The sequence below is a fragment of the Streptomyces sp. NPDC107454 genome, from assembly GCF_055582885.1.
The window spans coordinates 702,325-713,770 of record NZ_JBVJPA010000001.1; the positions used below are offsets into that span (position 1 = coordinate 702,325).

General features: G+C 71.7%; 11 protein-coding genes. 7 read left to right on the forward strand and 4 right to left on the reverse strand.

All coding sequences use genetic code 11. The annotated features are described in order from the left end of the window. Positions 1–111: 111 nt before the first annotated feature. On the forward strand, positions 112–2,205 hold the full coding sequence (locus ACZ69M_RS03090; RefSeq protein ID WP_470046158.1) for an ATP-binding protein: 2,094 nt from the start codon (positions 112–114) through the stop codon (positions 2,203–2,205). On the opposite strand, the gene ACZ69M_RS03095 is transcribed toward ACZ69M_RS03090, so the two are convergent. Together ACZ69M_RS03095 and ACZ69M_RS03100 are read right to left on the reverse strand one after the other, a co-directional pair. Continuing rightward, positions 2,184–2,639, reverse strand: coding sequence for a nuclear transport factor 2 family protein (locus ACZ69M_RS03095; protein ID WP_470046159.1), 456 nt, complete (start codon positions 2,637–2,639; stop codon positions 2,184–2,186). The two genes, ACZ69M_RS03090 and ACZ69M_RS03095, sit on opposite strands and share 22 nt — an antisense overlap. A gap of 41 nt (positions 2,640–2,680) precedes the next feature. Next, positions 2,681–3,718 (reverse strand): MBL fold metallo-hydrolase, encoded by a 1,038-nt coding sequence (locus ACZ69M_RS03100; RefSeq protein WP_470046160.1) that lies wholly within the window; start codon positions 3,716–3,718, stop codon positions 2,681–2,683. A gap of 192 nt (positions 3,719–3,910) precedes the next feature. Here ACZ69M_RS03100 and ACZ69M_RS03105 point away from each other — a divergent pair, with 192 nt between their 5' ends. Together ACZ69M_RS03105 and ACZ69M_RS03110 are read left to right on the forward strand one after the other, a co-directional pair. After that, complete coding sequence (locus ACZ69M_RS03105; protein ID WP_054230942.1) at positions 3,911–5,368, forward strand: aldehyde dehydrogenase; 1,458 nt, start codon at positions 3,911–3,913, stop codon at positions 5,366–5,368. Positions 5,369–5,370: 2 nt separating this feature from the next. Then, on the forward strand, positions 5,371–5,604 hold the full coding sequence (locus ACZ69M_RS03110; RefSeq protein ID WP_099941092.1) for a ferredoxin: 234 nt from the start codon (positions 5,371–5,373) through the stop codon (positions 5,602–5,604). Positions 5,605–5,897: 293 nt separating this feature from the next. Here the strand turns inward: ACZ69M_RS03110 and ACZ69M_RS03115 are convergent, their stop codons facing one another. Further along, positions 5,898–6,542: a TetR family transcriptional regulator gene (locus ACZ69M_RS03115; protein ID WP_470046161.1), complete on the reverse strand. Its 645-nt coding sequence runs from the start codon at positions 6,540–6,542 to the stop codon at positions 5,898–5,900. Between the two features lie 250 nt (positions 6,543–6,792). Here ACZ69M_RS03115 and ACZ69M_RS03120 point away from each other — a divergent pair, with 250 nt between their 5' ends. The 3 genes from ACZ69M_RS03120 to ACZ69M_RS03130 are packed head-to-tail and all read left to right on the forward strand — an operon-like array spanning position 6,793 to position 10,207. Further along, the gene (locus tag ACZ69M_RS03120; RefSeq protein ID WP_470046162.1) at positions 6,793–8,394 is read left to right on the forward strand and encodes a glycosyltransferase family 4 protein; all 1,602 of its coding nucleotides are present in this window, start codon (positions 6,793–6,795) and stop codon (positions 8,392–8,394) included. Further along, on the forward strand, positions 8,388–9,134 hold the full coding sequence (locus ACZ69M_RS03125; protein ID WP_403687670.1) for a class I SAM-dependent methyltransferase: 747 nt from the start codon (positions 8,388–8,390) through the stop codon (positions 9,132–9,134). The genes ACZ69M_RS03120 and ACZ69M_RS03125 overlap by 7 nt, the downstream gene beginning before the upstream one ends. Next, positions 9,131–10,207: a prenyltransferase/squalene oxidase repeat-containing protein gene (locus tag ACZ69M_RS03130; protein WP_470046163.1), complete on the forward strand. Its 1,077-nt coding sequence runs from the start codon at positions 9,131–9,133 to the stop codon at positions 10,205–10,207. Before ACZ69M_RS03125 ends, ACZ69M_RS03130 begins: the two co-directional genes overlap by 4 nt. 82 nt (positions 10,208–10,289) lie before the next feature. Here ACZ69M_RS03130 and ACZ69M_RS03135 read toward each other — a convergent pair whose 3' ends face one another. Then, positions 10,290–10,583 carry a hypothetical protein gene (locus ACZ69M_RS03135; RefSeq protein WP_352045653.1) on the reverse strand — a complete coding sequence of 98 codons (294 nt, stop codon included), beginning with the start codon at positions 10,581–10,583 and terminating at the stop codon, positions 10,290–10,292. Between the two features lie 156 nt (positions 10,584–10,739). Here ACZ69M_RS03135 and ACZ69M_RS03140 point away from each other — a divergent pair, with 156 nt between their 5' ends. Continuing rightward, positions 10,740–11,303, forward strand: a complete 564-nt coding sequence (locus ACZ69M_RS03140) for a hypothetical protein (RefSeq protein ID WP_470046164.1) — start codon at positions 10,740–10,742, stop codon at positions 11,301–11,303. The last annotated feature ends 143 nt before the right edge of the window (positions 11,304–11,446 follow it).

Sequence of the window (11,446 nt, forward strand, 5' to 3'; positions counted from 1 at the left end):
TTGATCGCATCTCGTCGAAAGGTGCCCGGAACTGTCGTGGTGCCGACGCCTTTCTGTCCGAGTTCCCGGACAGTCACCGGAGCCGGTCATGATCCGTCCAGACTGGTCGCTGTGTCCGACAAAACGACCGAGCCGACGCATCCGACCGGCGGCGGCCCCGGCAATCTGCCGCCCGAGACGCACAGCTTCGTCGGGCGGCGGGAGGAACTCCATTGGCTGGCGACGGAGTTGGACCCCACGGTGGGCGTACACCGGCTCCTGAGCGTCGTCGGCGTCGGCGGAGTCGGCAAGACCCGGCTCGCCCTGCGCGCCCTGGGCCGGGTCCAGGAGGCCTACCCCGACGGCGTCTGGCTGGTGGAACTCTCCCCCCTGCACACCGCGGGCCTGGTCGGCCTCGCCGTCGTGGAGGCGCTGCGGCTCACCGACCAGTCCACCGGCCCCGTCACCGAGGTGGTGGCCGAATGGGCCGACGGCAAACGGCTGTTGCTCGTGCTCGACTCCTGCGAACACGTCCTCGCGGACTGCGCCGCACTCGTCGAGACCCTGCTGCCCGCCCTGCCCGGCCTGCGTGTCCTCGTCACCAGCCGCGAACCGCTCGGACTGCCCGGCGAACTCGTACTGCCCCTGGACCCGCTGCCGGTCGCCGACGACGCGGTCACCCTGTTCGCCGACCGCGCCGCCCTCACCGGATTCACCCTCGACGACACCAACCGCCCCACCGTGGAGGCCGTCTGCCGCCGCCTCGACGGCATCCCGCTCGCCCTCGAACTCGCCGCCGCCCGCCTCTGCGAACTGTCCCTGGCCCAGCTCCACGGCAAGCTCGGCGAACGCCTGCCGTCCCGGCTCGACCTGCTCAGCGCCCCGCGGGACGGCGCCGGACCGCCACGCCACCAGACACTGCGCACGGCGATCGGCTGGAGCCACGAACTGTGCGCACCGCTGGAGCGGCTGCTGTGGGCCCGGCTCTCGGTGTTCGCGGGCGGCTTCTGCCTGGGCGCCGCCGAGGAGGTCTGCGCGGGCGGCCCGCTGCCCGGCGGACGGGTCGCCGCACTGCTCGCCCGGCTCGTCGAGCAGTCCATCGTGCAGCGCCACCGCACCGACCCGGCCCGCTTCCGACTCCTCGACACCGTCCGGGAGTTCGGCGCCGACTGGCTGCGCGCCCTCGGCGAGGAACACGCCGTGCGGCTGCGCCACCGCGACCACTTCCGGCGGCTGGTCCGCCAGGGATGGACCGAGTGGAACACCGGACGGCAGATCGCCTGGTGCGAACGCACCCTCACCGAACACGCCAACCTGCGCGCCGCGATGGACTGCGCGCTCACCGACCCCGACCGCCGGATCGCCCTGGGGATGGCGGCCGACCTCGGCTTCCTGTGGCGGCACTGCGGGTCTCTGCGCGACGCCCAGCACTGTCTGGACCTCGCGCTCGCCGCCGACCCGCCGCCCGGACCCGACCGCACCCGCGCCCTGTGGGCACGCGGCGCGGTGGCGCTGCTCCAGGGCGACCTGGAGGTCGCGGCGGACTGGGCGGAGCGCTGCACGGACGCGGCGGACACCCAGGCCGACCCGGTGGCCGTGGTGGCCGCCGCGTATCTCACCGGGGGCCAGCTGGCGCTGAGCGGACGGCTGGGCGAGGCGATCGACGTACTGTCCGCCACGCCCCGACTGCCCATCAGGCAGGACGGGTTCGGGGCCGCCCAGCTCCAGGTCCGGGTGGCGCTGTCCTTCTCGCACCTGCTGCGCGGCGACCACGACCGGGCGCGGACGGTGGCCGAGGAGGTGCGCGAGGCCAGCGTGGCGTGCGGGGAGTCGTGGGCGGGCGCCTTCGCCGACGGGATCGTCGCCCAGACGGACCTGGCCCGAGGAGAGGTCCGCGCCGCCGTCGACAACGCCCGCACCGCGCTCGCCGGGCACGGCCTGCTGCACAACACCGTCGGCGCGGCGATGGCGCTGGACGTCCTGGCCGCCGCGGTCGTCGCGGCCGGCGACGGCCCGCGCGCCGCCCGCCTCCTCGGCATCGGCGCACGCGTCTGGGAACTTACCGGCCGGGCCCAGATGGACTCGCCCGACCTCCTCGCCACCCGCCGTTCCCACGAACTGCGCATCCGTGCCGAGATCGGCGACCGCGCCTACCGCGCGGCGTACGAGGAGGGGTTCGGGATGCCGTACGAGGAGGGGCTCGACTACGCGGCGGAGGGCCGCTGACGGGGGGTGGGGCCGCCGAAGGGCAGGAACAGGGTGCGGGTCGAGAGCAGCCAGGTCCCGTCGACCCGGCGGAAGGCGTCCTCGTAGTGCCCGATCTGCACGGGGGGTCCGGCCGGGACCATGCCGCCGGTGTGGCCGTCGACCCGGTAGGTGGTGAAGTACGAGGTGGCCCGCGCCTGGGTCGGTGAGTCCACGGTGACCAGGACGTTCGCCATCACGCGGCGCGAGAGCCGGTCCGCGGGGCGCGCGCCGAAGTACGCGCCCAGGGCCGCACGACCCTCGACGAGCCGATCGCCCTCCGGCCACCGCCAGACGCCGTCCTCGGTGAACAGCCCGGCGACGGAGGCGGGTTCACCGAGGTCGAGACGGTGGACGAAGTCGAGGACGAGACGCTCGCAGGCGCGCTCGGCCAGAAGTGCTTCCAGGGGGTCCATGAGCCGTTGCTATCAGCTGGGCCCCCGCCGTCTCCACCGCATTACAACGCCACGTACGTCACCGGATCGCTCCCCGCCACCGCCTCCGCCCGGCCCAGTTTCACCAGGCGGCGTACATGGGCCTCGGCCTCCGACACCGCGATGTTGCGGGAGGTGAAGGGGATCTGGTCCCACGGGCGGTTCCACTCCATGCGCTCGGCGAGCTGCCAGGCGGTGAGCGGGGCCGACAGGAGGGCGAGCAGGCCGGTGAGCCGGTCCTCGTGGTGTGCGAGCAGCTCCTGTACGCGGCCGGGCGCGTCGGTGAAGGCGTGCTGGTGGGCCGGGAGCACCTCGGCCGGGTTCAGCCGGCCGACGCGCTCCAGGGCGTCCAGATAGTCGCCGAGGGGATCGGCGACGGTGGCGTCGTCGGGATCCTCGTACAGGCCGATGTGCGGGGTGATCTTCGGGAGCAGGTGGTCGCCGGAGAAGAGGCGGCCGTTGCCGGGGAGAGCGGCCGGGTGGGTCTCCTCCAGGTGGAGGCAGACGTGGCCGGGCGTGTGGCCCGGGGTCCAGATCGCGCGCAGGCGGCGGCCCGCCAGGTGGAGGAGCTCGCCGGGGACGATCTCACGGTCGGGGAGCGCGGGGGCGAAGCCGGGCAGGCCGGTGGAGAGCCGGGCCGTGCGGGCCGCGCGCAGCAGGGCCACGTGCTCCTCGGGGGCGCCGGAGGACGCCAGCTTGTCCGCCATGTAGGAGAACCAGCGGTCGGGCCGGTTCTCCCGGGTCCGCCGCACGATCGCGGTGTCCAGCGCGTGCATCGCGATCCATGCCCCGGAGGCCTCCCGCACCTTGCCCGACAGACCGTGGTGGTCGGGGTGGTGGTGGGTGATGACCACGCCGTGCACCTCGGCGACGGAGACGCCGCAGGCGGTGAGCCCGGCGGCGAGGGCGTCCCAGGAGGCCGGGTCGTCCCAGCCGGTGTCGATCAGCACGGGGCCCAGGTCGGTGTCGACGAGATGGACCAGCGTCGTGCCGAGCGGGTTGTCCGGGATGGGGACCCTGATCGACCGTACGCCCCCGCCGTGATCGGTCACCTGCGTCATGGGTTCCCACCAATCGCCGTGTTCTCGCCACTATAACTAGAACCGATTCCATTGGGTGCTCGAACCAACCGTTCTGTGGGCGTGCGTGAGTCGGTGCGCGAGTCATGGGTCCGGCCCGTGGACTCCGTCGACCGGAGCTGGTATCAGTTCTCATATCTGATGAAGCGTCAGAAACCAGGGAGGCGGTCGGTCATGACCGAGCTCGTGGAGCACGGACAGCTGTTCATAGGCGGGGAGTTGACGGACCCCCTGGGCAAGGACGTCATCGAGGTGATCTCGCCGCACACCGAGGAGGTCATCGGACGCGTCCCGCACGCGTCGACCGAGGACGTGGACCGGGCGGTCGCCGTCGCGCGCCGGGCGTTCGACGAAGGGCCCTGGCCCCGGATGAGCCTCGACGAGCGGATCGAGGTCGTCACCCGGATCAAGGACGGGATCGCGGTACGGCACGAGGAGATCGCCCGGGTCATCTCCTCCGAGAACGGCTCCCCGTACTCCTGGAGCGTCCTCGCACAGGCCCTCGGCGCGATGATGGTGTGGGACGCGGCGCTCACGGTCGCGCGGAACTTCACGTACGAGGAGACACGCGACGGCGTCCTCGGGCGGATCCTCGTGCGACGCGAGCCGGTGGGCGTGGTCGCGGCCGTGGTGCCGTGGAACGTGCCGCAGTTCGTGGCGGCCGCCAAGCTCGCGCCCGCGCTGCTGACCGGCTGCACGGTCGTACTGAAGCCGTCGCCCGAATCGCCGCTGGACGCCTATCTGCTGGGCGAGATCGCGAAGGAGGCCGGGCTGCCGGAGGGCGTTCTGTCGATCCTGCCCGCCGACCGCGAGGTCAGCGAGTACCTGGTCGGACACCCCGGCATCGACAAGGTCTCCTTCACCGGATCGGTCGCGGCCGGCCGGCGCGTGATGGAGGTCGCCTCGCGCAATCTCACCCGTGTGACGCTGGAGCTGGGCGGGAAGTCGGCGGCGGTGGTCCTGCCGGACGCGGACCTCGCCACCGCCGTCCCCGGGATCGTCTCGGCGGCCTGGATGAACAACGGGCAGGCGTGCGTCGCGCAGACCCGGATCCTGCTGCCGCGCTCGCGCTACGACGAGTTCGCGGACGCCTTCGCCGCGGCGGCGGGCGCGCTGGTCGTCGGGGACCCGCTGGACCCGGCCACCCAGGTCGGTCCGCTGGTCGCCAGGCGCCAGCAGCAGCGCAACCTCGACTACATCCGCATCGGCCAGGAGGAAGGCGCCAAGATCCTCACGGGCGGTGGCCGTCCGCACGGGCTCGACCGGGGCTGGTACGTCGAGCCGACCCTCTTCGGAGACGTCGACAACTCCATGCGGATCGCCCGGGAGGAGATCTTCGGGCCGGTGATCTGCCTTCTCCCGTACGGCGACGAGGACGAGGCAGTGAAGATCGCCAACGACTCCGACTACGGGCTGAGCGGCAGCGTCTGGACGGCGGACGTCGCGCACGGCATCGACGTCGCGCGGCAGGTCCGTACCGGCACGTACTCCGTGAACACCTTCAGCCTCGACATGCTCGGCCCCTTCGGCGGCTACAAGAACTCGGGGCTGGGGCGGGAGTTCGGGCCCGAAGGCTACGGCGAGTTCCTTGAGCACAAGATGATCCACCTGCCGGCCGGCTGGGAGGCCTGACGATGGGTGACCGCTGGGGGGTCGAGGTCGACCGCTCCGTCTGCATCGGCTCCGCCCAGTGCGTCCACCGCGCCCCGGAGGCCTTCCGGCTCGACACCGCCATGCAGTCGCATCCGGCCGAGGCGGAGACCGACGCGAACGAGAGGATCCTGGAGGCGGCGGAGAGCTGTCCGGTGGAGGCCATCATGATCACGCTGCTGGGCAGCGGGGAGCCGGTGTTTCCGCCGGAGGACTGAGGCGGTGGGCACGGCCGGGCGCGATGTCGAAAAAAAGTCCCTCTTTGGGTGGTTTCATTCGGCTGTAGGCGTTCTATGCTGGTAATGGCCTACGAGGCGAGTGAGGGAGTTCAACCGGAGTAGCCGACTTTGGCGAGAGGCAGCAACTTCCGCCGGGGCCGACGTCGACGGTCGGGCTGAGAGGCCTGAAGGTAGTAGTCGGACCCGAAGGCGACCTCCATTACCTGATCCGGACCATGCCGGCGAAGGGAACCCGTCTCGTAGGTTTTCACGCGCCTTCGTGCGCCCAGGGCCTAGGGCTTCCCGGTCGGCTCCGTCAGGTCGATCAGGCGGCACACCGTCTCGATGTCGATCTTGACCTGGGCGATGGAGGCGCGGCCGGAGAGCCAGGTGATCAGGGCCGAGTGCCAGGTGTGCTCGATGACCCGGACCGCGGAGAGCTGGGCGGGGCTCGGGTCGTCCAGCCCCATCGCGTCCAGGATGATCACCGTGGTCTGCCGGGACACCTGGTCGACCTCGGGGCTCACACTGCGGTCCGCGAAGGTCAGCGCGCGGACCATGGCGTCCGCGAGGTGCGGCTCGCGCTGCAGGGCGCGGAAGGCCCGCATCAGCGTCTCCGCCACCCGCTCCGCCGCCGTGTCCCCGGCCGGCGGCTTCTTGCGGAGGGTGCCGTGCATGTGCTCCAACTGGTCCTGCATGGTGGCGACCAGCAGATGGACCTTCGAGGGGAAGTAGCGGTAGAGCGTGCCGAGGGCGACCTGCGAGGACTCCGCGACCTCGCGCATCTGCACCGCGTCGAAGCCGCCCCGGCTGGCCAACTGCGCGCTCGCGTGCAGGATCCGGCGGCGGCGTGCCTCCTGCCGCTCGGTGAGCGGGGGAGAGGCCGGCTGCGCGGCGGGTCGCGCGGACTTGGCTTCCACCTTGACTTCCGCAGGCATGGGTCCCGTTCCGTGGTTCAGCTGGAGGAGCGACGAGACAGCATGGCAGACACTTCCGTGGGTCAGAACACATCCGTCATGTCATCCGCTGCGACGCTTCCGTCGTGGCGCGGATCACCTGATCCACTGCTCACAGAGACGCTACCTGCCGGTAGATTCAGTGCTCCTCGAACGATCAAGTCTGAAACTTGTTCTAGATTAGCGTCCCGGCGTAATCTCGCGGGAAAGTGCAGGGAGAAGGGGGCCGTAAGTGACCGCTGAGGCCATGGAGGCGGGCCCCGGAGCGGGCGCGGCCACCAACGGTGACGGACCGTTGCGCATCGCGCTCCTCACGTACAAGGGGAACCCGTTCTGCGGCGGTCAGGGCGTGTACGTACGGCACCTCTCGCGCGAACTGGCCCGCCTCGGCCACCGGGTCGAGGTCATCGGATCCCAGCCGTACCCCGTGCTGGACGAGAACCTCCCCGAGCTGAGCCACAACCTCACCCTCACGGAACTGCCCAGCCTCGACCTGTACCGCCAGCCGGACCCCTTTCGCACCCCGAAGCGCGAGGAGTTCCGCGACTGGATCGACGCGGTCGAGGTCGGCACGATGTGGACCGGCGGCTTTCCCGAACCCCTGACCTTCTCCCTGCGCGCCCGCCGCCATTTGCGTGCCCGGCGCGGGGACTTCGACGTCGTGCACGACAACCAGACGCTCGGGTACGGGCTGCTGGGCGACGTCGGCGCGCCGCTGGTCACCACCATCCACCACCCCATCACCGTCGACCGCCAGTTGGAGCTCGACGCCGCCGAGGGGCGCAGGCGCCGCGCGTCCGTGCGCCGCTGGTACGCCTTCACGCGCATGCAGAAGCGTGTCGCGCGCCGTCTGCCCTCCGTGCTCACCGTCTCCGGCAGCTCGCAGCAGGAGATCGTCGACCACCTGGGCGTCGCCCGGGACCGTGTCCACGTCGTGCACATCGGCGCGGACACCGACCTCTTCTCGCCCGATCCGTCCGTGCCGCAGGTGCCGGGCCGGATCGTCACCACGTCCAGCGCGGACGTGCCCCTCAAGGGGCTCATCCACCTCGTGGAGGCCCTTGCCAAGGTGCGCACCGAGCACCCCGGCGCGCATCTCGTCGTCGTGGGCAAGCGTGCCGAGGACGGGCCGGTCGCCCAGGCCATAGAGCGCTACGGCCTCGAACGCGCCGTCGAGTTCGTCAAGGGCATCTCGGACGCGGAGCTCGTCGACCTCGTACGGTCCGCCGAGGTCGCCTGCGTGCCCTCCCTGTACGAGGGGTTCTCCCTGCCCGCCGCCGAGGCGATGGCCACGGGGACGCCGCTGGTGGCCACCACCGGCGGGGCGATCCCGGAGGTCGCCGGACCCGACGGCGAGACCTGCCTCGCGGTTTCGCCCGGCGACTCGGGGGCGCTGGCCGCCGCGCTGAGCCGGGTGCTGGGCGACCCGGAACTCGGGGCTCGGCTCGGCTCCGCCGGACGCGCGCGGGTACTGGACCGCTTCACCTGGGCCCGTGCCGCCGAGGGCACGGTGGCCCACTACCGCGAGGCAATGGCCCTCTCCCACGCTCGGCTCCGCTCGCGCGGGACCCTCGTCGCGCCGGGTACCGCCCTGCCGGGTGCTGTGGTCCCGGACCCGCAGGTGTCCGCCGTGGTGGCGGCCTCCGCCCGCGAGGCCGCCGTGGCGGGTGCCGTCGCGCCGGACGCCCCCGCAGCCGTCGCCACGGCCGGTGCGGGCGCTGTCTCCACCCCCGGCACCGGCACCGGCGCCGCAGGGACCCCCGGCCCCGTAGATTTCGGCCCGGCGACGGGCGTCACCCCCACCTCCGATCGTGAAAGCAGGGCCACGTGCTGACCGTCGACTTCTCCCGGTTCCCGCTCGCCCCGGGCGACCGCGTACTGGACCTCGGATGCGGTGCCGGCCGGCACGCGTTCGAGTGCTACCGGCGCGGCGCCCAGGTCGTCGCGCTGGACCAGAACGGCGAGGAGATCCGCGAGGTCGCCAAGTGGTTCGCGGCGATGAAGGAGGCGGGCGAGGCCCCGGCCGGCGCCACCGCGACCGCGATGGAGGGCGACGCGCTCGCACTGCCCTTCCCCGACGCGTCCTTCGACGTCGTGATCATCTCCGAGGTCATGGAGCACATCCCGGACGACAAGGGCGTCCTCGCCGAGATGGTGCGCGTGCTGAAGCCGGGCGGGCGCATAGCGATCACCGTGCCGCGCTACGGACCGGAGAAGGTCTGCTGGACCCTGTCCGACGCGTACCACGAGGTCGAGGGCGGCCACATCCGTATCTACAAGGCGGACGAACTGCTGGGCAAGATGAAGGAGGCCGGGCTCAAGCCGTACGGCACCCATCACGCCCACGCCCTGCACAGCCCCTACTGGTGGCTGAAGTGCGCGTTCGGCGTCGACAACGACAAGGTGCTGCCCGTGCGGGCGTACCACAAGCTGCTGGTCTGGGACATCATGAAGAAGCCCCTGGCCACCCGGGTCGCCGAGAACGCGCTGAACCCGCTGATCGGCAAGAGCTTCGTGGCGTACGCGACCAAGCCCCACCTGCCCCTCGACGCCGCCGCGGTGGACGCTTCGTGACGACTCCACGCACGCCCCGGACAGAACACCTCGTCCTGCCCGGGGTCCTCACCGCGGAGGAGGCCGCCGCCACGGTGCGGGCCGTCCTCGGGGTGCAGCGGCCCGACGGCGCCATACCGTGGTTCCGCGGGCACCACCTCGACCCGTGGGACCACACCGAGGCGGCCATGGCACTGGACGCGGCGGGGGAGCACGAGGCGGCCGAGCGGGCGTACGAATGGCTGGCCCGGCACCAGAACCAGGACGGTTCCTGGTACGCGGCCTACGCCGACGGGGACGCGGGCGACGTCACCGACCGCGGCCGGGAGACCAACTTCTGCGCCTACATCGCGGTCGGCGTCTGGCACCACTACCTCGCCACCGGCGACGACGCCTTCCTCGACCGGATGTGGCCCGCGGTCTACGCGGCCGTGGAGTTCGTGCTGCGTCTCCAGCAGCCCGGCGGGCAGATCGGCTGGAAGCGCGAGGAGGACGGCACGGCGGTCGAGGACGGCCTGCTGACCGGGAGTTCGTCCATCCACCACGCGCTGCGCTGCGCGCTCGCCATCGCCGAGCAGCGCGAAGAACCGCAGCCCGACTGGGAGTTGGCGGTCGGCGCACTGCGGCACGCGATCCGCAGGCACCCCGAGCGGTTCCTCGACAAGGACCGCTACTCGATGGACTGGTACTACCCGGTGCTCGGCGGCGCGTTGACCGGCGCCGAGGCCGAGGCCCGGATAGCCGAGGGCTGGGACCGGTTCGTGGTGCCGGGGCTCGGCGTGCGCTGTGTGGTGCCCAACCCGTGGGTGACCGGCGGCGAGTCGGCCGAACTCGCCCTGGCGCTGTGGGCCGTGGGCGAGTCCGACCGTGCGCTGGAGATCCTCCAGTCCATCCAGCACCTGCGCGACCCGAAGACGGGCCTCTACTGGACGGGCTACGTCTTCGACGCCCGGACGATCTGGCCCGAGGAACTCACCAGCTGGACGGCCGGCTCGCTGCTCCTCGCCGTCGCCGCGCTCGGCGGCGACGAGGCGACCTGCGCGGTCTTCGGCGGGGAGCGTCTGCCGCTGGGCCTCGACGCGGAGTGCTGCTAGGACCTGTCCGGCCCCTGGGCCCGGTCCGGCCCTGGGCCCGGTCCGGCCCGGTGGGGTATGTCGGCGGCGCGGCGGGGGTGGCTCAGTGGCGGTGCATGCGGTTGGCGATGGCGTGGCCGACGAAGAGGTACACGACGGCGGCCAGGCCGTAACCGGCGACCACGCGTGCCCACGCCCTGTCGAAGGTGAACAGGTCGCGGGACCAGCCGGCCAGCCAGCTCGCCACGTTGTGGACGAACTGGACCAGGTCGTTGGCCCGGTTCGCGTCCAGGAGGTACATCAGGATCCACAGGCCGAGGATGACGGCCATCACGTCGGCGACGATCGCGACGACCGTGCCCGCTTGGTTGGAACCGTTGCGATATCGAGGGGACATGACCTCCGGGTTGCCGCGTATCCGCGGATGAAACCCCTGGGGGACGGAACCCGAACGCCTCGCTCGAGTGGCGCGGCGGCCGTGTTCGGGTGAGCCTGCTGGAAGAGCCGTGTCTCCCGCTGGCCGGGAGAACCGTTCACTTCCCCGGAGGACACCGTGCCTGTACCGATACGGCGCCTCGCCGTGGCGCTCACCGTCTGTTGCGCCCTGCTCGCCGGCGCCACGGCCTGTGGCAGTGGCAGCAACGCGACCAAGAACACCGCCGCCGTCGTGGCGGCCGCCACCCCGTCCAGCAGCAGCACCGTGGAGAAACAGAAGCTCTCCAAGACCCGCTTCGTGGCGAACGCGGGCCTGGCCGCCGGAGCCACCTACCAGTGGATCGTGAAGCCCTGGAAGGCCGGCAAGTTCAAGAAGGGCGCCAAGGGCCGCAGGACCGCCCTGATCAAGGCGGCCGTGGCCGGCACGTTCGCCTACAACCGGCTCAAGGCCGCGAGCAGGAACGCCCAGGGCGACCCCACACTCTCCAAGGCCGTCGCCCCGCTCACCGCGGGCATCGACGCCCTCAAGAACCTGCCGTCCAAGCTCCGCAAGGGCGACTCGACGGACGCGACCGTGGGTTCGTTCGACGACATCATCAACAAGGTGAAGGACGCGGGCAAGAGCGCGGGCGCCCCGGTCACCGACAAGGTGCCGTCGGCCTCGCAGCTGTCCGGCGGCTGAGCCCCGCCCGTCCTACGAGCCCCGACCTGTCCGGTGCGGCAACACTGCCGCACCGGACAGGGTGGCCTTTGCCTCTCCTTCAGCTGGAGTTGAGGCTTCCGCAGGGTGTTGTTCGATGTCGTGCCTGACGATCCTTCCCCCGG